A 24,141-nucleotide genomic window follows, 5' to 3' on the forward strand; every position below is an offset into this window, starting at 1 on the left:
CACCCCGGTCGACGCGTCCGGGCGTGCACCGCCCCCGCTCCTCCCCCCACTTCTGGAGGTATCCCCCCATGTCCCGTCGCGACGGCGGCTCCCTTCCCCTGACAGCGGCCCAGCGCGAGATCTGGCTCGCCGAGCAGAGCTCCCGGACGCCGATCCCGGGCTACCGCGTCGGCGAGTGCCTGGAGATCCACGGGCCGGTGGACCGGGAGTCGTTCGAGACCGCGCTGCGCCGGGTGGTCGACGAGGTCGACGCCCTGCACGTGACCTTCGTCGACGACGGAGAGGGCCCGCGCCAGGTCCTCCGGGAGAGCTGGGACTGGGCTCCGGCCCACCTCGACCTCAGCGGGGAGCCCGACCCCCGGGCGGCGGCCCTGGAATGGATGGAGCGGGACCTGCTGCGCCCGCTGGACCTCGCCCGTGACCCGCTGTTCGGCCACGCGCTGATCAAGGCGTCGCCGACGGAGTACCTCTGGTACCTGAACTACCACCACGTGGTGCTGGACGCGATCAGCAGCTCCATGCTCCGGCAGCGGGTCGGCGAGGTGTACTCGGCACTGGCCGGGGGCGGCGCCGTACCGCCCTGCCCGTTCGGCTCGCTGCGGGACCTGGTCGACAGCGACGCCGCCTACCGCGCTTCCGCCGACTTCACCGCCGACCGCGCCTACTGGACCGGGCGCTTCGCCGACCTGCCCGCCCCGACCCGGCTCACCGACACCTCCGCGACCGACCCGCACCGCGCCCTCCGGGTGGCCGGAGAGCGGGAACTGCGCCGCCCGGACGCCCTGCGGGCGGCGGCGGGACGCTGCGGCGTCCGGTGGTCGCGGCTGGTGGTCGCGGCGACGGCGCTCTACGCCCACCGGCTGACCGGCGACCAGGACGTGGTGCTCGCCCTGCCCGTCACCGCCCGCCGGGGCGCCGACCGCGACCTGACGGCGGTGCCGGGCACGATGTCCAACGTGGTGCCGCTGCGGCTGACGGTGCGGCCGGACATGCCGTGGCGCGAACTCGTGGCCCAGGCGGCGCGGGAGGTCGAGACGGCCGTCGCGCACGAGCGCTACCGCAGCGAGGACCTGCTGCGGGACCTCGGAGCCCCCGGCGGCATCGGGACGGCGTTCCCGCTGATCGTCAACATCATGGCCTTCAACTCCAGGCCGAGCTTCGCCGGGCACCCGGCCGACGTGCACCACTTCGTGTCCGGGTCGACCACCGACGTCGCCGTCTGGGTCTTCGACTACAGGGACGGCAACCCGCCGCTGCTCCGGCTGCACGGCTCGCCGCAGGCGTACGGCGACGACGACCTCGCCGCCCACCAGGAGCGGCTGCTCGCCCTGCTGGACACCCTCGCGGACTGCGACCAGGACGAGCCGGTGGCCCGGATCGAACTGCTCACCGCCGAGGAGCGCCGCGAACTGGCGGCGCTCGGCACCGGGCCGGTGGCGCAGGTCCCGGCCGCGAGCCTGCCGGAGCTGTTCCGGGAGCACGTCCGGGCGACTCCGGACCTGGTCGCGCTGGTGTGCGGCGACCTCTCGCTGACGTACGCGGAGCTGGACGCGCGGGCGAACCGGCTGGCGCACGCGCTGATCGCGCGGGGAGCGGGTCCGGAGCGGCTGGTGGCGGTGGCCCTGCCGCGTTCGGCCGAGCTGGTGGTGGCGATCCTCGCGGTGCTGAAGACCGGTGCGGCGTACGTCCCGGTCGACCCCGAGTACCCGGCCGCCCGGATCGCGTACATGCTCGACGACGCCCGGCCGGTCCTGGTGGTCACCGACTCCCGCACCCGGGGCCGGCTGCCGGAGACCGGGCCCGCCGGACGGCTGGTGCTCGACGCCCCGGAGGCGGCCGCCCTGGTGGCGGCGTGCCCGGCGACGGACCCGATGGTGGCCGTCGATCCGAGTCACCCGGCGTACGTCATCCACACCTCCGGCTCCACCGGACGGCCCAAGGGCGTGCTGCCGACCCACGGCGGCCTGCTCGACCTGCTCGCCGACCTCCGGCAGGTGCACCTCGCGCCGCTGCTGGGGGAGCGGAGGCGACTGCGGGTGGCGCTGACCACCTCGGTGTCCTTCGACGCCTCCTGGAACCAGCTGCTCGCCCTGTTCGGGGGGCACGAGCTGCACGTCCTGGAACACGCGACCTGGACCGATCCCGACGCCTTCGTCGGTTACGCGGCGCGCCGCCGACTGGATTACATCGAAGCCACCCCGTCCTACCTCCAAGTACTTGTTTCCCACGGGCTGTTGAGTGATCCGCAGTGGCGTCCGGCACTGGTCGCGGCGGGCGGAGAGGCCGTCCCGGAGCGGCTGTGGGAGCAGCTGCGGGCGGTGGAGGGCGTGTCCTGCCTCAACCTCTACGGACCGTCCGAATGCACCGTCAACTCGGTGGTCGCGCCGATGGGTTCGAGCCCGCGTCCGGTGATCGGCCGACCGGTCACCAACACCCGGCTGTACGTGCTCGACGGTGCCCTGCGGCCGCTGCCGGCCGGCGCGGCGGGTGAGCTGTACATCGCGGGCGCGGGGCTGGCCCGCGGCTACCTGAACCGGCCGGGGCCGACCGCCGGACGGTTCGTCGCCGACCCGTTCGGACCGAGCGGGTCGAGGATGTACCGCACCGGGGACCTGGTGCGCTGGGACGCGGCCGGGAACCTGGAGTTCCTCGGCCGCACCGACGACCAGGTCAAGCTCCGCGGCTTCCGCATCGAGCTCGGCGAGATCGAGGCCGTCCTCGCCGAACACCCCCAGGTCGCCCGGGCCGCAGTGACGGTGCGCACCGAGGAGGAACCCCGTCTGGTCGCCTACGCGGTGCCCGCGCCCGGTGCCGCCGTGACCGACACCGCCCTGCGCGACCACCTGCGGGACCGGCTGCCCCGGCAGATGCTGCCGTCGGCGTTCGTCGTGCTGGACGCGCTGCCGCTGACCCCGAACGGCAAGCTCGACCGGCGCGCCCTGCCGGCCCCCGGGCGACGGCCCGCCGCGCCGGGCCGCGCACCGCGGACCGCGACCGAGCACCTGCTCGTCGGGCTGTTCGCCGAGGTGCTCGGGGTGTCCGAGCCCGGCCCCGACGACAGCTTCTTCGACCTCGGCGGGCACTCTCTGCTGGCCACCCGGCTGGTCGCCCGGGTCCGCTCGGTCCTCGGCGTGGAGCTGCGGCTCGGCGACCTGTTCGACGCGCCGACGCCGGCGGAACTGGCGGCGGCCGTGGACGTCGCGGGCCGGGCGCGTCCGGCGCTGGGGCGGCGCGAGAGGCCGGAGACCGTCCCGCTGTCCTTCGCGCAGCGCCGGCTGTGGTTCCTGCACCGCATGGAGGGCCCGAGCGCCACCTACAACATCCCGCTGGCCCTGCGGCTGTCCGGGAGCCTGGACCAAGGGGCCCTGGAATCCGCCCTGGCGGACGTGGTCGAGCGGCACGAGAGCCTGCGCACCGTCTTCCCGACGGCCGACGGCGTGCCGTGCCAGCGGGTGCTGGACCCGGAGGAGGCCCGGCCGCGGCTGCGGATGACCGAGCTCGGCGAACACGAGCTGCCACAGCGGCTGGCACAGGCGGCCCGGTACGGCTTCGACCTCGCCGAGGAGCCGCCGTTGCACGCCGAACTCTTCCAGGTGGCGGCCGAGGAGCACGTGCTGCTGCTGGTGGTGCACCACATCGCCGGCGACGGCTGGTCGACGGGGCCGCTCTCGCGGGACCTCACGGCCGCCTACGAGGCCCGCGCCGAGGGTACGAAGCCGGAGTGGTCGCCGCTGCCGGTCCAGTACGCCGACTACGCCCTCTGGCAGCGGGAGCTGCTCGGCGACGGCTCGGACCCGGACAGCCTGCTGAACGGCCAACTCGCTTACTGGCGTGATCGGTTGGCGGGCCTTCCGGAGCAGGTGGAGCTGCCGTTCGACCGGCCCCGGCCGGCCGCGATGTCCTACCGGGGCGCCCATCTGCCGGTGCGGATCGACACCGAGCTGCACCAGGGCCTGCGGACGCTCGCCCGCGACGGCGGGGCCAGCCTGTTCATGGTGCTCCAGGCCGGGCTGGCCACCCTGCTGGGCAAGCTCGGTGCGGGGACCGACGTCCCGGTCGGCACGCCGATCGCCGGACGCACCGACGAGGCCGCGGACGATCTGGTCGGCTTCTTCGTCAACACCCTGGTGCTGCGCACCGACCTCTCCGGCGACCCGTCGTTCACCGAACTGCTGGGCCGGGTGCGCACCGACGCGCTGGCCGCGTACGCGCACCAGGACGTGCCGTTCGAGCACCTGGTGGAGGCGCTCAACCCGGCCCGGACGCTGGCGCACCACCCGCTGTTCCAGACCATGATCACCCTGCAGAACGCGCCGCTCGGCACGTTCGACCTGCCGGGGCTGCGGGTGGCGACCGACCTGGTCCACACCGGGACGGCCAAGTGCGACCTGACCTTCATCCTGGCCGAACAGCCCGGCGAGGACGGTCTGTCGGGCGTGGTGGAGTACAGCACCGACCTGTTCGACGAGGCCACCGTGACCGGGATCGTCGAGCGGTGGCTGCGGCTGCTGCGCGCCGTCGCCGCCGACCCCGGCCGGAGGATCGGCCAGGTGGACGTGCTGTCCGCCGACGAGCTCCGCGCCCTGCTCCCGGCGCCCACCGGCCGGAGCGAGGAGCCGTCGGAGAGCGGCCTGACCGCGTTGTTCGAGCGGCAGGTACGGGCGAACCCGGCCGCCGCCGCCCTCACGGACGGCGAAGTCACCCTGACGTACGGCGAGTTGAACGCCCGCGCGAACCGGCTCGCGCACGCCCTGATCGACCGGGGAGTGGGCCCGGAGCAGCGCGTGGCGCTGGCCCTGCCGCGCTCGGCGGAGCAGGTGGTGGCCGTCCTCGCGGTGCTGAAGGCGGGCGGCGCCTACGTGCCGGTGGACCCCTGTTACCCGGCCGCCCGGATCGCCTATCTGCTCCAGGACGCCCGGCCCGCGCTGCTCGTGACCACGAGCCGGATCGGTGACCTGCCGGGCGCGGAGGCGGTGGACCGGCTGCTGCTGGACACCACCGACCTGGACGGGCTGCCGGACACCGATCCGGAGGTGTCCGTCGACCCGGGCCACGCCGCCTACGTCATCCACACCTCCGGGTCCACCGGCAACCCCAAGGGCGTGGTGGTCACGCACCGGAACGTGGTGCGGTTGTTCGGTACCACCGAGGAGCTGTTCGGCTTCTCGGCCGACGACGTCTGGACGCTCTTCCACTCCTACGCCTTCGACTTCTCGGTGTGGGAGCTGTGGGGTCCGCTGCTGCACGGCGGCCGTCTGGTGGTCGTGGACCACGAGACCAGCCGTTCGCCCGGCCGCTTCCTGGAGCTCCTCGCCCGCGAGCGGGTGACCGTGCTCAACCAGACGCCGTCCGCGTTCCACCAGCTGATGCAGGCGGACGCGGAGACCCCGGAGACGAGCCGCTCGCTCGCGCTGCGCACGGTGGTGTTCGGCGGTGAGGCGCTGGAGCACGCCCGGCTGGCGAGCTGGTACGAGCGGCACCCGGACGCGCCGCTGCTGGTCAACATGTACGGCATCACCGAGACCACGGTGCACGTCACGTACGCGGCGCTCGACCGGGCCGAAACCGCCGCCGGCCAGATCGGCACGGCCATCGGGGACCTGCGGACGTACGTACTGGACGCCCACCTGCGGCCGGTGGCCCCGGGCGTGCCCGGCGAGCTGTACGTGGCGGGCGCCGGACTGGCACGCGGCTACCTGGACCGGCCCGGCCTGACCGCCGGGCGCTTCGTGGCCGACCCGTTCGGACCGCCGGGATCGCGGATGTACCGCAGCGGCGACGTGGTGCGCCGCGCGGCGGACAACAGCCTGCGCTACGTCGGCCGGGCCGACCAGCAGGTGAAGGTGCGCGGCTTCCGGATCGAGCTCGGTGAGATCGAGGCGGCGCTGGCCGCGCACCCCGGCGTCGCCCAGGTCGCCGTCCTGGCCCGGAAGGACAGGGCCGACGACACCCGGCTGGCCGCGTACCTGGTGCCGGCCGCGGGCGCCGCACCGAGTCCGGCCGACCTGCGCGGGCACCTGCGCGAGCGGCTGCCGGAGTACATGGTGCCGTCGGCGTTCGTCGCGCTGGACGCGCTGCCGCTGACCGCCAACGGAAAACTGGACCACCGGGCGCTGCCCGCCCCCGACCTCGCCCCGGCGGCCTCCTCCCGCGCCCCGCGCACCCCGCAGGAGCAGATCCTCTGCGAACTGTTCGCCGAGGTTCTGGGCGTGGCGTCGGCCGGCGTCGAGGACGGCTTCTTCGACCTCGGCGGACACTCGCTGCTGGCCACCCGCCTGGCCGCCCGGATCCGCGCGACGCTCGGCGTGGAGATGCCGCTGCGCACCCTGTTCGAGGCGCCGACCCCGGCCGGCCTGGCCGCCGCCCTGGTCGCCGCCGGACCGGCGCAGGCCGCCCTGGTACGGCGCGAGCGCCCCGTGGGGGCACCCCCGGCCGAAGGCCAGGGGGAGGTTCCGCTGTCGTTCGCGCAGCGGCGGCTGTGGTTCCTGCACCAGTTGGAGGGCGCGAGCGCGAACTACCACATCTCCCTGGCCTGGCGGCTGTCCGGAGATCTGGACAGGCGGGCCCTGGAGGCCGCCGTGGCGGACGTGGTGGCCCGGCACGAGAGCCTGCGCACCGTCTTCCCGGCGGTGGACGGAGTGCCGTACCAGCGGGTGCTGGACGTCGTGGCGGGCCGCCCGCGGCTGCTCGTGAGCCGGACCACCGAGGCCGACCTGCAGGCCGTCATGGCGGAGGCGAAGGCCCGTCCGTTCGACCTGGCGGTCGACGTGCCGCTGCGTGCCGGGCTGTTCGAGCTGGCGGCGGACGAGCACGTGTTCCAGGTGGTGCTCCACCACATCGCCGGCGACGGCTGGTCGCTGGGCCCGCTCACGCAGGGACTGACCACCGCCTACGCGGCGCGCCACCGTGGCGAGGAGCCGCAGTGGGAGGAGCTGCCGGTCCAGTACGCGGACTACACCCTGTGGCAGCACGAGCTGCTCGGCGACGGGGCCGACGAGGACAGCCTGTTCGCCCGCCAGGCGGCCTACTGGACGAAGGCACTGGCCGGACTGCCCGAGCAGCTCCAGCTCCCCGGCGACCGGCCCCGCCCGGCGGTCGCCTCGCACCAGGGCGGTTCCGTGCGCGCCGGACTGGACGCCGAGCTGCACCGTGGTCTGCGCGAACTCGCCCGCGCCCACGGCACCAGTCTGTTCATGGTGCTCCAGGCCGGGCTGGCGGCGCTGCTGAGCAAGCTCGGCGCGGGCGACGACATCCCGGTCGGCAGCCCGGTCGCGGGCCGGACCGACCAGGCCCAGGACGAGCTGGTCGGCTACTTCGTCAACACCCTGGTGTTCCGTACCGACACCTCGGGCGATCCGACGTTCGCCGAACTGCTGGACCGGGTCCGGGACACCGCGCTGGCCGGGTACGCGCACCAGGACCTTCCGTTCGAATACCTGGTCGAGGCCCTCAACCCGGTCCGGTCGCTGGCGCACCACCCGCTGTTCCAGGTCATGCTGGTGCTGCAGAACGCGCCCCGGGCCGACTTCGCGCCGCCCGGGCTGCGCGTCGGCGACGTGCCGTCGGCGTCGGTCACCGCCAAGCTCGACCTGATCTTCACGCTGTCCGAGCGGCACGCGGAGGACGGTCCCCCTGGGCCTGGCGGCCCGGGAGGTGCCCCCACCCCGGAGGGGATCGACGTGTCCGTCGAGTACGCCGCCGACCTGTACGACCCGGCCACCGTCGAGACGATGCTCGGGCGGTGGGTCCGGCTGCTCCGTGCCGCGGTCGCCGACCCGCGGCAGCGGCTCAGCCGGTTCGGCCTGCTCACCGCCGAGGAACGCGGCGAGCTGACGGCACTGGGCACCGGCCCGACGGCCCACGCCTTCACCGAGAGCCTGCCGGAGCTGTTCCGGGACCAGGTGCGTGCGACTCCGGACGCCGTTGCGGTGGTGGGTCCTGAGACATCGCTGACGTACGCGGAGCTGGACGCGCGGGCGAACCGGCTGGCGCACGCGCTGATCGCGCGGGGAGCGGGTCCGGAGCGGCTGGTGGCGGTGGCCCTGCCGCGCTCGGCCGAGCTGGTGGTGGCGATCCTCGCGGTGCTGAAGACCGGTGCGGCGTACGTCCCGGTCGACCCCGAGTACCCGGCCGCCCGGATCGCGTACATGCTCGACGACGCCCGGCCGGTCCTGATGGTCACCGACTCCCGCACCCGGGACCGGCTGCCCGAGGCCGGGCCCGCCGGACGGCTGGTGCTCGACGCCCCGGAGACGGCCGCCCTGGTGGCGGCGTGCCCGGCGGCCGACCCGATGGTGGCCGTCGACCAGGACCACCCGGTCTACGTCATCTACACCTCCGGTTCCACCGGACGGCCCAAGGGCGTGGTGGTGACGCACGGCGGCCTGCGCAACCTGTTCGCCGACCAGCGATCGCTGCTGTTCTCCCGGCGGACGAAGGAACGGCTGCGGGTGGGGCTGACCACCTCGGTGTCCTTCGACGCCTCCTGCGACCAGATGTCCTGCCTGTACGCGGGCCACGAGCTGCACATCCCGGACGAGGAGACCTGGTCCGACCCGGACGCCTTCGTCGAGTACGCCGCGCGCGCCGGGCTGGACTACGTCAACGCCACCCCGTCCTACCTGCAGGTCCTCGTCGAGCGGGGGCTTCTGGACGACCCGCGGTGGTGTCCGGCGGTGGTCTCGATGGGCGGGGAGGCCGTTCCGGACCAGCTGTGGAAGCGGCTGAGGGCAGTCGACGGGGTGTCCTTCCTGAACTACTACGGGCCCTCCGAGTGCACGGTGGACGCGGTCGTCGCGCCGCTGGAGTCGAGCCCGCGCCAGGTGATCGGCCGGCCGCTCGGCGGTGTCCGGCTGCACGTGCTCGACGCCGCGCTGCGGCCGGTGCCCGAGGGTGTGCCGGGTGAGCTGTACATCGCCGGTGCGGGGCTGGCCCGCGGCTACCTGAACCGGCCGGGGCTGACCGCGGGACGGTTCGTGGCGGACCCGTTCGGTCCGGCCGGCACGAGGATGTACCGCACAGGGGACCTGGTGCGGTGGGGTCCGGACCGGAACCTGGAGTTCCTCGGCCGTACCGACGACCAGGTCAAGGTCCGCGGCTTCCGGATCGAGCTCGGCGAGATCGAGGCGGCACTGGCGGAGCACCCGCAGGTCGCGCGGGCCGCCGTGATCGTCCGGCAGGACCGGGGGCGGGACGCCCGCCTGGTCGCCTACCTGGTGCCCGTCACCGGGGCGGAGCTCCGGCCGGAGGACCTGCGGGCGCACCTGCGCGAGCGGCTGCCCGACTACATGGTGCCCGCCGTGTTCGTCTCCCTCGACGTCCTGCCGCTGAACGCCAACGGCAAGCTGGACCGGCGCGCCCTGCCCGAACCCGAGGTCACCGTGACGCGGTCCGGCCGGGCCCCGCGCACTCCTCAGGAGCAGATCCTGTGCGACCTGTTCGCCGAGGTCCTCGGCCTGCCCCGGGTCGGTGCCGACGACGACTTCTTCGACCTGGGCGGGCACTCCCTGCTCGCCACCCGGCTGGTGGCCCGGATCCGTGCGGCCCTGGGCGTGGAACTGGCGCTGCGCACCCTGTTCCAGACCCCGACGCCGGCCGGGCTGGCCGCCGGTCTGGGCGGCGCGGACCGGGCCCGGCTCGCCCTGCGGCGGGCGGAGCGGCCCGAGAGGGTGCCGCTGTCGTCCGCCCAGCGGAGGCTGTGGTTCCTGCGCCAGCTGGAAGGCGCCGCCTCGGTCTACAACATGCCGCTCGCCTGGCGGCTCTCGGGACCGCTGGACCTGGCGGCCCTGGAGGCTGCGCTGGGCGACCTCACCGACCGGCACGAGACCCTGCGCACGGTCTTCCCGGCCGTGGACGGCGTGCCCTGCCAGCAGGTGCTGGCCACCGGTGAGGCGCGCCCAAGGCTGTCGGTCACCCAGGCCGACGAGACCGGCCTGCCGGAGCTGCTGACGGCGACCGCGGTGCGCGGATTCGACCTCGCGGCCGAACCGCCGCTGCGCGCCGAGCTGTTCGCGACGGCACCGGACGAGCACGTGCTGCTCCTGGTGATGCACCACATCGTCGGCGACGGCTGGTCGCTCGGCCCGCTGGCCGCCGACCTGGCCACCGCGTACGCGGCACGCCGCCGGGGCGAGGAACCGCGGTGGACGCCACCGCCGGTGCAGTACGCCGACTACACCCTGTGGCAGCACGAACTGCTCGGCGACGCGGCCGACCAGGACAGCCTGTTCGCCCGCCAGCAGGCTTACTGGACCGGGCAGCTGGCGGATCTTCCGGAGCAGATCCGGCTCCCCGCCGACCGTCCTCGCCCCGCGACCCCCTCCTACTCCGGAGGCCACCTCGCGATCGAACTGGACGCCGAACTGCACGCCGGTCTCGTCCGGCTGGGCCGGGAGCACGGCGCCAGCGCCTACATGGTGCTGCAGGCCGCCCTGGCGGCGCTGCTGGACAAGCTCGGCGCGGGGACGGACATCCCGGTCGGAAGCCTGATCGCCGGCCGGACCGACCAGGCCCTGGACGACCTCGTCGGCTTCTTCGTCAACACCCTGGTGCTCCGCACCGACACCAGCGGCGACCCGACCTTCGCGGAGCTGCTCGGCCGGGTCCGGGAGACCGCGCTGGCCGCGTACGCCCACCAGGACCTGCCGTTCGAGCACGTCGTCGAAGCACTCAACCCGTCCCGGTCGCTCGCCCGTCAGCCGCTGTTCCAGGTGCTGCTCGCGCTGCAGAACGTGCCCCGAACCGAGTTCACGCTGAGCGGTCTGACCGCCGAGATCGTCCTGGTGCGGACGCCGACGGCGATGTTCGACCTCGGCTTCCACCTGCTGGAGCGCGGCGGCACCGGGGGGCCCGCCGAGGGCATCGTCGGGCGGGTCGAGTACAGCACCGACCTCTTCGACCCCGCCACGGTCCAGGCACTGGTCGCCCGGTGGCTGCGGCTGCTGGCGGCGGTGGTCGCCGAGCCGGACCGGCCGCTGAGCCGGATCGACGTCCTCACCGCCGAGGAGCGGCACGAGCTGCTGGTCGTACGCAACGACACGGCGCGTCCGGTGCCCGCCACCACGCTGCCCGCCCTGTTCGAGGCGCGGGTCCGGACGGCCCCCGAGGCCCCGGCGGTGGTGTTCGAGGACACCGTGCTGACCTACCGGGAACTGAACCGCAGGGCCAACCGCCTGGCGCACGCGCTGATCGCGAGCGGGGTGGGGCCGGAGCAGGTCGTGGCCCTGCGGCTGCCGCGCTCCGCCGAGCTGGTGGTCGCCGTCCTCGCGGTGCTCAAGACGGGCGCGGCCTACCTTCCGGTCGACCCCGACTATCCGGCCGCCCGCATCGCGTACATGCTGGACGACGCGCGGCCGGCCGTGGTGCTCGACGACCTCGCGGCCGTCGCACCGGGCGGGGAGTGGCCGGAGCACGACCCGGCCGTCGCCGTGGACCCGCGGCACCCGGCCTACGTCATCTACACCTCGGGCTCCACCGGGCGGCCCAAGGCCGTGGTGATGCCCGCCGCCGGGCTGCTGAACCTGCTGGCGTGGCACCACGGGTCCGTCGGCGGCGAAGTGGGCACGCGTACAGCGCAGTTCACCGCGATCAGCTTCGACGTCTCGGTGCAGGAGACGCTCTCCGCGCTGCTGTACGGCAAGACCCTCGTGGTACCGACCGAGGAACAGCGCCGCAGTGCCGAGCTGTTCGCCCACTGGCTGGACCGGCACGGGGTCGAGGAACTGTTCGCGCCCAACCTGGTGGTCGAGGCGCTGGCCGAGGCCGCCGAGGAGGCCGGACTCGGACTGCCGAAGCTGCGGCTGATCGCGCAGGCCGGCGAGGCGATGCGCCTCGGCGCCGCCGTACGCCTCTTCCAGGCCCGGCGGCCGGGCCGGGAGCTGCACAACCACTACGGCCCCGCCGAAACCCATGTGATCACCGCCTACCCGCTGCCGGCCGACCCCGCCGACTGCCCGCTGCCGGTTCCGATCGGCCGGCCGATCGCCAACTGCCGGGTGTACGTGCTGGATTCGGCGCTGCGGCCGGTCGCCCCCGGTGTGCTGGGCGAGCTGTACCTCGCCGGAGCGGGCCTCGCCCGCGGCTACCTGAACCGGCCCGGGCTCACCGCCACGCGATTCGTCGCCGACCCGTACGGTCCGGCCGGCGCGCTGATGTACCGCACCGGTGACCTGGTCCGCTGGAGTGCCGAAGGGGAGCTGGAGTTCGCGGGCCGGGCCGACCACCAGGTGAAGATCCGCGGGTTCCGGGTCGAACCGGGCGAGATCGAGGCCGAGCTGACCACGCACCCGGGCGTCGCCCAGGTCGCGGTGCTCGCCCGGGAGGACCGGCTCGTCGCGTACGTCGTTCCCCTGGCCGGGACCGGGGCGACCGCGACGGCGCTGACGGCGTACCTGCGCGACCGCGTCCCCGACCACCTGGTGCCGTCCGCGTTCGTGCTGCTCGACGCGCTGCCGCTGACCCCGAACGGGAAACTGGACCGGGCGGCGCTGCCCGCGCCCGAGCCGGGCACGACCACCGGCGGCCGGGCGCCGCGCACGCCGCAGGAGCAGATCCTGTGCGAGCTGTTCGCCGAGGTGCTGGGCCTCGCCCGGGTCGGGGTCGACGAGGACTTCTTCGACCTGGGCGGGCACTCGCTGCTCGCCACCCGGCTGGTCTCGCGGGTCCGGGCGACCCTCGGGGTCGAGCTGGAGCTGCGCGGCCTGTTCCTGGCGCCGACGCCCGCCGGGATCGCGGCCGGGCTGCACGACGCGGGCACCGCGCGACAGGCCCTGGCCCCCAGGCCCCGCCGCGAACCGATGCCGCTGTCGTTCGCCCAGCGCCGGCTCTGGTTCCTCCAGCAGTTCGGGGCGCCGAGCGCCACGTACCACATGCCGCTCGCCCTGCGGTTGTCCGGCGACCTCGACCGGGCCGCGCTGAGCGCCGCGCTCGCGGACGTGGTGGCCCGGCACGAGACCCTGCGCACGGTCTTCCCGCACACCGCCGGAGTCCCGTACCAGCGGGTGCTGGACACCACCGAGGCCGCCGCCCCGCTGACCGTGCGCGCGGCCGGCGAGGCGGAGCTGCCCGCCCTGCTGCGCGAGGCGGCGGTACGGGCGTTCGACCTGACCTCGGAAGTACCGCTGCGGGCCGAGCTGTTCGCGCTCGCGCCGGACGAGCACGTGCTGCTGCTGGTGATGCACCACATCGCCGGTGACGGCTGGTCCATGGGCCCGCTGGCCCGCGACCTCACCACCGCCTACACCGCCCGGCGGGCCGGCGGGGCGCCGGCATGGCCGCCGCTGCCGGTGACGTACGGCGACTACACCCTGTGGCAGCACGAGATCCTCGGCGACGAGCACGACGCGGACAGCGTGTTCGCCCGCCAGGTCGCCCACTGGACCGAGGCGCTGGCCGGGCTGCCCGAGCAGCTGCGACTGCCCGCCGACCGGCCGCGCCCGGCCACCATGTCGTACGGCGGCGACCTGCTGGAACTCCGGATCGACGCCGAACTGCACACGGCGCTGGCGGAGTTGGCGCGACGCTCGGGTACGACCCTGTTCATGGTGCTGCAGGCGGCGCTGGCGGCGCTGTACACGCGGCTGGGGGCGGGCACGGACATCGCGATCGGGTCCCCGGTCGCGGGGCGCACCGACGAGGCGCTGGACGATCTGGTCGGCTTCTTCATCAACACCCTTGTGCTGCGCACCGACACCAGCGGCGACCCGAGCTTCACCGAGCTGCTGGGGCGGGTGCGGGAGACGGCGCTGTCGGCGTACGCGCACCAGGACGTGCCCTTCGAGCACCTGGTGGAGGCGCTGAACCCGTCCCGCTCGCTGTCCCACCACCCGCTGTACCAGACCGGGCTGGTCGTCCAGAACGCGCCGGGCGGCGACTTCGAACTGCCGGGCCTGAAGGTCTCCGGGGTGACCGTGCTCACCGGAACCGCGCGGCTCGACCTGACCTTCGGGTTCGCGGAGGAGCACGGACCCGACGGAGCGCCGGCCGGGCTGAGCGGTGCGGTCGAGTACAGCACCGACCTGTTCGACCGCCCGACGGTCGAGGCCCTGGCCGCCCGTTGGACCAGGCTGCTGGCCGCGGTCGCCGCCGCGCCCGACCGGCCGATCGGCGGGATCGACCTGCTGTCCGACCGGGAGCGCGGCGAACTGCTGCCCGCCGTCGGGGGAGGAGCGGCCGGGGCGAGCCTGCCGGAGCTGTTCGCGGAGCAGGTGGCGGCGACGCCGGACGCGGTCGCGCTCGTCTGCGGTGACGTCGAGTTGACGTACCGTCAACTCGATGCCCGGGCGAACCGGTTCGCGCACGCGCTGATCGCCCGGGGTGTCGGTCCGGAGCAGACCGTGGCGGTGGCCCTGCCGCGTTCGGTGGAGTCCGTGGTGGCCGTCCTGGGCGTGCTGAAGGCCGGGGCCGCGTACCTGCCGGTGGATCCGGCGTATCCGGCGGCACGGATCGCGTACATGCTGGACGACGCGCGGCCGGCCCTGATGGTCGACGACCCGGCACTGGTGGCCGAGGCCTTCAGCCGGCCGGAGACCGATCCGGGTGTCGTGGTGGACGCCCGGCACCCGGCGTACGTGATCTACACCTCGGGTTCGACGGGCCGGCCCAAGGGCGTCGTGGTGAGCCACACCGGAGTGTCGGGCCTGGTGGCGACACAGGTCGAGAGGCTCGGCGTCGCGCCGGGCAGCCGGGTGCTCCAGTTCGCCTCGCCCAGCTTCGACGCGTCCTTCTGGGACCTGTGCAGCGCCGTGCTCACCGGCGCCGCCCTCGTCCTGGCCCCGTCCGAGACCCCGCTGGAGGCCCTGACGGGCCGCCGGCTCGACGTCACCCACGTGACGCTTCCGCCCTCGGCCCTGGCCGCGCTGGAGAGCGCCGACCTCACGGCCACCACCCTGGTGGTGGCGGGTGAGGCCTGCCCGCCGGAGCTGGTGGACCGCTGGGCACCGGGCCGCCGGATGATCAACGCGTACGGTCCGACGGAGACGACGGTGTGCGCGACCATGAGCGACCCGCTGTCCCCGGGCTCCGGCGTGCCGCCGATCGGAGGGCCGGTCGCGGGCTTCCGGGTGTACGTCCTCGACGAGCGGCTGCGGCCGGTGCCGCCGGGGGTGGCGGGGGAGCTGTACGTCGCGGGCGCGGGACTGGCGCGCGGGTACCTGAACCGGCCGGGGCTGACGGCCGGGCGGTTCGTCGCCTGTCCGTTCGGGACCGGTGGGCGCATGTACCGCACCGGGGACCTGGTGCGCCGGCTGGGCGACCATCAGCTGGAGTACGTCGGCCGTGCCGACGACCAGGTGAAGGTGCGCGGCTTCCGCGTCGAACTCGGTGAGATCGAGGCGGCGCTGTCCGAGCACCCAGCCGTGGCCCGGGCCGCCGTCCTCGCGAAGGACGACCGGCTCGTCGGCTACGTCGCGGCCCGTCCCGGCACAGTTGTCCGTCCCGCGGAACTGGCGGCGCACCTGCGTGACCGGTTGCCCGACTACCTGGTGCCGGCCGTCTTCGTGGTGCTGGACGTGCTGCCGCTGACGCCGAACGGGAAGCTGGACCGGGCGGCCCTGCCCGCTCCCGGCCCCGCTCCCGACCCCGGACCGGCCGAGGCCGGCCGGGCGCCGCGCACCCCGCAGGAGCAGATCCTGTGCGAGCTGTTCGCCGAGGTGCTCGGTGTGCCGCGGGTCGGTGTCGACGACGACTTCTTCGACCTGGGCGGGCACTCCCTGCTCGCCACCCGGCTGGCCGCGCGGGTGCGCTCGGTGCTCGGTGTGGAACTGGGGCTGCGGGCGCTGTTCCTCGCGCCCACCGTGGCGGGCCTGGCCGAGGCGCTGGCCGGAGCCGGCCACGCCCGCCCGGCGCTGACCGCGCACGAGCGGCCGGAGGCGTTGCCGCTGTCCTTCGCGCAGCGCCGGCTCTGGTTCCTGCACCGCATGGACGGCGCCGCCGCGACCTACCACATCCCGCTGGCGCTCCGGCTGACCGGGACGCTCGACCGGGCGGCGCTGGACGAGGCGCTGGCCGACGTGGTGGTCCGGCACGAGAGCCTGCGGACGGCCTTCCCGGAGGTCGACGGCGTACCGTGCCAGCGCGTCCTGGACCCGGCCGAGGCGCGGCCCCGGGCGGGGCTGACCGAGGTGCCGGAGGCCGAACTCTTCGAGCGGCTCGCCGAGTTCGCCCGGCGGCCCTTCGACCTGGAGACCGAGGCGCCCCTGCGGGCGGAGCTGTTCGCGCTCGCGCCGGACGAGCACGTGCTGCTGCTGGTGATGCACCACATCGCCGGTGACGGCTGGTCCACCGGCCCGCTGGCCCGCGACCTGGCCGAGGCGTACGCCGCCCGGTGCGAAGGGCGCACACCGAACTGGCCGGTCCTGCCGGTGCAGTACGCCGATTACACGCTGTGGCAGCGTGACCTGCTCGGCGACGCCGCCGATCCGGAGAGCCGGTTCGGCGAACAACTCGACTACTGGAAGCGTCAGCTGTCCGATCTGCCGGAGCTGCTCCGGCTGCCCGCCGACCGGCCGAGGCCGGCCGTCGCAGGCCGGCACGGGGACCACGTCGGCCTGGAGCTGAGTCCCGAACTGCACGCCTCCCTGGTGGAGTTGGCACGGAAGTCGGGCGCGAGCCTGTTCATGGTGCTGCAGGCGGCGCTGGCGGCGCTGTACACGCGGCTGGGTGCGGGCACGGACATCCCGATCGGGTCTCCGATCGCGGGGCGCACCGACGAGGCGCTGGACGATCTGGTCGGCTTCTTCGTGAACACGCTGGTGCTGCGCACCGACACCAGCGGCGACCCGAGCTTCGCCGAGCTGCTGGGGCGGGTGCGGGAGACGGCGCTGTCGGCGTACGCGCACCAGGACGTGCCCTTCGAGCACCTGGTGGAAGTACTCAACCCGTCCCGCTCGCTGTCCCACCACCCCCTGTTCCAGACCATCCTGGCCGTGCAGAACGCCCCGATGGGCCGGTTCTCCCTGCCCGGTCTGGACGTCGCCACCTACGCGGTGGCCACCGGCACCGCCAAGTTCGACCTCGGCGTGAGCCTCGTCGAACAGTTCGCTCCGGACGGTCCGCCTGGGCCTGACGGCCCGGGAGGTGCCCCCAGCCCGGCGGGGATCGTCGGCGCGGTGGAGTACGCCACCGACCTGTTCGACCGCTCGACGGTCGAAACGCTCGTCACTCGCTGGACGCGGCTTCTCGAAGCGGTTACCGCCGACCCGGACCGGTCGATCGGCGGGATCGAACTCCTCGACGCCGACGAGCGGCACCGTCTGCTGGAGCGGGGCAACGCGACCGCCCGGGAGGTGGCGGCCGTTCCCGTGCCCCAAGCGTTCGCGGAGCAGGTGGCGGCGACGCCGGACGCGGTCGCGCTCGTCTGCGGTGACGTCGAGTTGACGTACCGTCAACTCGATGCCCGGGCGAACCGGTTCGCGCACGCGCTGATCGCCCGGGGTGTCGGTCCGGAGCAGGTCGTGGCGGTGGCCCTGCCGCGTTCGGTGGAGTCCGTGGTGGCCGTCCTGGGCGTGCTGAAGGCCGGGGCCGCGTACCTGCCGGTGGATCCGGCGTATCCGGCGGCACGGATCGCGTACATGCTGGACGACGCGCGGCCGGCCCTGATGGTCGACGACCCGGCGCTGGTGACCGAGGTGTCCTCCCGGCCGGAGCCCGACCCCGTGGTCGCGCTCGACGTCCGGCACCCGGCCTACGTCATCTACACCTCGGGTTCGACGGGCCGTCCCAAGGGCGTCGTGGTCGCCCACGGAGGCGTCGCGAGCCTGGTCGCCGCGCAGATCGAGCGCTTCGCGATCGAACCCGGCAGCCGGGTGCTCCAGTTCGCCTCGCCCAGCTTCGACGCCTCGGTGTCGGAGATCTACACCGCCCTGCTGCGGGGCGCGGCCCTGGTGCTGCCCCCGACGGCGGACCCGGTGGCCGCGCTGACCGACCGGGACCTCGCGGTCACCCACGTGACCGTGCCCCCGTCCGTCCTCGCCGCCGTGCCGGAGGGCTCGGCGCACGTGCCGACGCTGGTGGTGGCGGGTGAGGCATGCCCGCCGGAGCTGGTGGACCGCTGGGCACCGGGCCGCCGGATGATCAACGCGTACGGTCCGACGGAGACGACGGTGTGCGCGACCATGAGCGACCCGCTCTCGCCGGGGTCGGGCGTGCCGCCGATCGGCCGTCCGATCGCCAACTCCCGGGTGTACGTGCTGGACGAACTGCTGCGGCCGGTGCCGACGGGCGTGGCGGGGGAGCTGTACGTCGCGGGCGCGGGACTGGCGCGCGGGTACCTGAACCGGCCGGGGCTGACGGCCGGGCGGTTCGTCGCCTGTCCGTTCGGGTCCGGTGAGCGCATGTACCGCACCGGGGACCTGGTGCGCTGGCTGGGCACCGGAGAGCTGGAGTACGTCGGCCGTGCCGACGACCAGGTGAAGGTGCGCGGCTTCCGCGTCGAGCCCGGCGAGGTCGAGGCGGCGCTGTCCGAGCACCCGGCCGTGGCCCGGGCCGCCGTCCTCGCGAAGGACGACCGGCTCGTCGGCTACGTCGTCCCGAAGCAGGACGAGACCCGGGACAGCGGTCTGGAGGCGGACCACGTGGGCGAGTGGCAGGACATCTACGACGCCCTGCCCATCGCCCCCGAGGAAGCGGGCTTCGGCCAGAACTTCGTCGGCTGGAACAGCAGTTACGACGCGAGCCCGATCCCGGTCGAGCAGATGCGTCAGTGGCGGGACGCCACCGTGGCCCGCATCCTGGCCCTGCGCCCCCGCCGGGTGCTGGAGGTCGGCGTCGGCACCGGACTGCTGCTCTCGCAGATCGCGCCGCACTGCGAGTCCTACTGGGCGACGGACTTCTCCGCCACGGCGGTCGACGCGCTGACCGCGCAGGTCGCCCGGCAAGCCGATCTGACCGGGCGCGTCGTGCTGGAGACCCGCCCGGCGCACGACACCGACGGTCTGCCGGCCGGGCGGTTCGACACCATCGTGATCAACTCGGTGGTGCAGTACTTCCCGTCCGCCGACTACCTCGCGGACGTGATCGGGAAGCTGATGCGGCTGCTCGCCCCCGGCGGGACGCTCTTCGTCGGCGACGTCCGCAACCTGCGGCTGCTGCGCCCGCTGGCCACCGCGGTCCAGCTGCACCGCACGAGTGCCGACGGCGACCTCGCGGCGGTGCGCCGCGCGGTGGAGCAGGCCGTCAGGGTGGAGAAGGAACTCCTGGTCGACCCGGACTTCTTCACCGTCCTGCGGGAGCACGGCACGGACATCGGCGCGGTGGCCGTGGAGGTCAAGAGCGGCCGCCACCACAACGAACTGACCCGCTACCGCTACGACGTGACGCTGCACAAGGCCCCGGTCGTTCCGGCGGCCCCCGGCCGGACGGTCGAGCTGGAGTGGGGGCGGCAGGTCACCGGGTTGGACGAGCTGCGCGAACTCCTCGACCGGCCGTCCGCCGACGTGCTGCGGATCACCGGGGTGCCGAACCGCCGGGTGCTGCGCGAGGCCGCCCTTTCCCGGGCGGTGCAGAACGGCGACGGCTCGCTCGCCGAGTTGCTGGAGCGGCTGCACGGCCCGGAGGAGAGCGGACTCCCCGACCCGGAGGACTTCCGGGCCCTCGGGCGGGAGTCCGACCACTGGGTGGGCGTCACCTGGTCGGCCGCCGCGGCCGACGCCGTGGACGTCGTCTTCGCCGACCAGCGGGCGCGGCACGGCTCCCCGGCCGAGACGTACCGGCCGGCCCGGACCGCCGACAGGCCGCTGTCGTCGCTGACCAACCGTCCGACGGGCAGCCGCGGCACCGGCGCCCTCATCGGCGAACTCCGCGAATGGCTGCGCGGGCGGCTGCCCGACTACCTGATCCCGTCGGCGTTCGTGGCACTGGAGACGCTGCCGCTGACGGCCAGCGGCAAGCTCGACCGCCGCGCGCTGCCCGCGCCCGACCTCGGCCCGGCCGCGGCCGGGCGGGCACCGCGCACCCCGCAGGAACAGCTCCTCGCCGGGCTGTTCGCCGAGGTGCTCGGCCTGGCCCGGGTCGGCGTCGAGGACAGCTTCTTCGACCTGGGCGGACACTCGCTGCTGGCGACCCGCCTGGCCTCCCGCGTCCGGGCGGCCCTCGGCGCGGAGCTCGAGGTCCGGACGCTGTTCGAGACGCCCACCGTGGCAGGACTCGCGGCCCGCCTCGACGGCTCCGGCACGGCGCGGCCCGCGCTGACCGCACAACCGCGACCCATGGGGGCACCCCCGGCCGAAGGCCGGGGGAATGTGGAGCTGTCCTTCGCCCAGCGCCGCCTGTGGTTCCTGCACCGGATGGACGGGCCGAGCGCCACCTACAACATGCCGCTCGCGCTGAGCCTGAACGGTGAACTCGACCGCCTCGCCCTGCACGCCGCGCTCGCGGACGTGATCGCCCGGCACGAGAGCCTGCGCACGGTCTTCCGCGAGACGGACGGCGTGCCGTACCAGGTCGTGCTGAGCGCCTCGCGGGCGTACCCGGAACTGCCGGTGGTCGAGCTCGACGAGAGCCGGCTGGCCGAACGGCTGGAGCGGACGGCGCGGCGGGGCTTCGACCTGGCCGCCGAGCCGCCGGTCCGGGCCGAGCTGTACGCGCTCGCGCCCGACCGGCACGTGCTGCTGGTCGTGGTGCACCACATCGCCGCCGACGGCTGGTCGATGGGGCCGCTCTCCGGCGACCTCGCGGCCGCCTACACGGCGCGCTGCCGGGGCGAGGAGCCGCGGTGGGCCCCGCTGCCGGTGCAGTACGCGGACTACACGCTGTGGCAGCGCGACCTGCTCGGCATCGCCGCCGACCCGGACAGCCTGTTCGCCCGGCAACTGGCCTACTGGAAGGACGAGCTGGCGGGAATCCCGCAGCAGGTGCAGTTGCCCGCCGACCGGCCCCGGCCGCCGGTGGCCTCCCAGCGGGGCGGCCGGGTCGTGGTCGGGATGGAACCCGAACTGCACCAGGCACTGCGGGACCTGGCCGCCGAGCGCGGCGCCAGCATGTTCATGGTGCTCCAGGCCGGCCTCGCCGCGCTGCTCACCCGGCTCGGCGCCGGCACGGACATCCCCGTGGGCAGTCCGATCGCCGGCCGTACCGACCAGGCGCTGGACGACCTCGTCGGCTTCTTCGTCAACACCCTGGTGCTGCGCACCGACACCAGCGGCGACCCCGGCTTCTCCGAACTGCTCGGCCGGGTACGGCAGAAGGCGCTCGCCGCGTACGACCACCAGGACGTGCCGTTCGAGTACCTGGTCGAGGTGGTCAACCCGGCCCGTTCGCTGTCGCACCACCCGCTGTTCCAGATCATGCTGGCCCTGCAGAACGCGCCGGTGGGCGAGTTCACCCTGCCGGGCCTGGAGACCGGCCACCTGGAGGCGTCGACCGGGACCTCGCGGGTCGACCTGACCTTCAGCCTGGCCGAGCGGTTCCGTCCTGACGGCAGCCCCGACGGCCTGGTCGGCGCGGTGGAGTACGCCACCGACCTGTTCGAACCGGCCACCGTGGAGCTGCTGTTCGAGCGCTGGGCACGGCTGCTGCGCGCGGTGGTCGCCGACCCCGGACGGCCGATCGGCCGGATCGACATCATGTCCGGCGAGGAACGCCGCCGGCTGCTGTCCGAGTCCACCGGCGCCGCGTTCGAGCTGCCCGAAGCGGCGCTGCCGGAGCTGTTCGCCCGGCAGGTGCGCGCCACCCCGGACGCGGTGGCCGTCGTGGCGGGCGCCACCGAGCTGACCTACCGGGAACTCGACCGGCGGTCCAACCGCCTCGCGCGGGCACTGGTCCGCCAGGGCGTACGACCGGAGACACCGGTCGCGGTGCTGCTGGACCGCTCGGCGGACCTCGTCGTGGCGCTCCTGGCGATCGTCAAGGCGGGCGGCGCCTACGCGCCCCTCGACTCGCGCTTCCCGCAGTCCCGGATCGCCCTGATCCTCCGGGAGTCCGGGGCCGCGCTGGTCCTCACCGAGGACGTGCTGACCGCGTTGGTCGAGGGTGAGCCCGACGCGTCCGATCCCGAAGTCCCGTGCGACCCGAGTCAGTTGGCGTACGTGATGTACACCTCCGGCTCGACCGGCCGGCCGAAGGGCGTGGCCGTCACCCACCGCGACGTGGTGGGCCTCGCGCTCACCCCCGAGTACCGCGGCGGGGGACACGAGCGGGTGCTGATGCACTCCCCGACCGCCTTCGACCTCTCGACCTACGAACTGTGGGTGCCGCTCCTCAACGGCGGCCGGATCGTGGTCGCACCGCCCGAGCGGCTCGACCTCGACCTGCTCCAGCACACGATCAGCACGCACGGGGTGACCGGACTGTGGCTGACGGCGGGCCTGTTCCGCCTGGTCGCCGAGGAGCGGCCGGCCCTGCTCGCGGGGGTCCGCGAGGTGTGGACCGGCGGTGACGTGGTCTCCCCGGCCGCCGTCGCCCGGGTGCTGGAGGTCTGCCCCGGCATCGAGGTGGTCAACGGCTACGGGCCCACCGAGGCCACGACCCTGGCCACCCGCCACCCGGTGCACGGCCTGCCCGAGAACGCCGCGACCGTGCCGATCGGCGGGCCGATGGCGAACATGCGCGCCTACGTCCTCGACGACCGCCTGCGGCCGGTGCCCACCGGCCTGGTCGGCGAGCTCTACCTCGCGGGGACCGGCGTGGCCCGCGGCTACCTCGGCCGCCCCGGCCTGACGGCGGAGCGCTTCACCGCAGACCCGTACGGGCCGCCCGGGAGCCGGATGTACCGCACCGGCGACCTGGCGTGGTGGCCCGCCGAAGGTCCTCTGGAGTTCGCCGGACGCACCGACCACCAGGTCAAGCTCCGCGGCCTCAGGATCGAACCCGGCGAGATCGAGGCGATCCTCGCGGGCTGCCCGGGCGTCGCCCAGGCGGCCGTGATCGCCCGCGAGGACCGGCCCGGCGACAAGAGGCTCGTGGCCTACCTGGTGCCCGCCCCCGGGGGCGCGCCCGAGGCGGCCGAGCTCTCCGGGCGGCTGCGCCGTGACCTGCCCGACTACATGGTGCCGTCGGCGTTCGTCACCCTGGACGCGCTGCCGCTGACCGCCAACGGCAAGCTGGACCGGGCCGCCCTGCCCGCCCCCGAGTACGGGACGACGGGCACCGGACGCGGCCCCCGGACACCGCGGGAACAGCTGCTGTGCGGCCTCTTCGCCGAGGTCCTCGGCCGGGAACAGGTGAGCATCGACGACAACTTCTTCGATCTGGGCGGGCACTCGCTGCTGGCCGCCCGCCTGGCCTCCCGCGTCCGCGAGACCCTCGGCCTGGAGCTGGGCCTGCGCATGCTGTTCGAGGCGCCGACCGTGGCCGGTCTCAGCGAGCGCCTGGTCATGGACAATCCCGACGACGCGTTGGACGTGGTGCTGCCGCTGCGTTCGACCGGGACCGGCACGCCGCTGTTCTGCGTCCACCCCGGCGGCGGCATCAGCTGGTCGTACAGCGGGCTGCTGAACCACATCGGTCCCCAGCACCCGGTCTACGCGATCCAGGCGCGCGGCCTCGGCCGCCCCGAACCCCTGCCGGCGTCCTTCGAGGAGATGGCGGCCGACTACGCCGACCAGATCCGCAAGATCCAGCCCGAGGGCCCGTACCTGCTGCTCGGCTGGTCCGCCGGCGGGCTGATCGCCCACGCGCTCGCCTGCGAGCTGCAGGCGCGCGGCGAGCGGACCGCGCTCCTCGCCATCCTCGACGCCTACCCGGTCAAGGACGTGAAGTTCGAGGAGATGCCCGTGCCCACCGAGCGGGACGTGCTCGTCGGCGTGCTCGACGTCGACCCGGACGAGCTGGGCGACCGGGAGCTGACCTACGGCGAGGTCGCCGAGGTCCTGAACCGGCGGGGCAGCGCGCTGCAGGGCCTGACGGAGCAGCAGATCGAGGTCATCGTCCACATCATGATCAACAACTCGAAGCTGGCGGTCGACTTCGTCCCCGCCGGGTTCGACGGCGACCTGCTGCTGTTCAACTCCACGATCGACCGCGACGGGGACGACGCGGGGCCCGACACCTGGCGCCCGTACATCGCCGGCCGGATCGAATCGCACGAGATCACCACCCGGCACAACCGGATGACCGAAGCCGGCTCACTGGCCCAGATCGGTCCGATCCTGGCCGCCCGCCTCGCCGAGGCCACCGGTGACACCACCCTTTCCCACCAGGAGGACTGAC

1 protein-coding gene is annotated in these 24,141 nt (G+C 74.2%); it reads left to right on the forward strand.

The window, feature by feature from the left end; genetic code table 11:
- Positions 1–68: 68 nt before the first annotated feature.
- Positions 69–24,140, forward strand: coding sequence for a non-ribosomal peptide synthase/polyketide synthase (locus ACFW6B_RS11040; RefSeq protein WP_386594370.1), 24,072 nt, complete (start codon positions 69–71; stop codon positions 24,138–24,140).
- Position 24,141 lies beyond the last annotated feature (1 nt).

This window comes from Streptomyces sp. NPDC058751 (assembly GCF_042746485.1).
Lineage (GTDB): Bacteria > Actinomycetota > Actinomycetes > Streptomycetales > Streptomycetaceae > Streptomyces.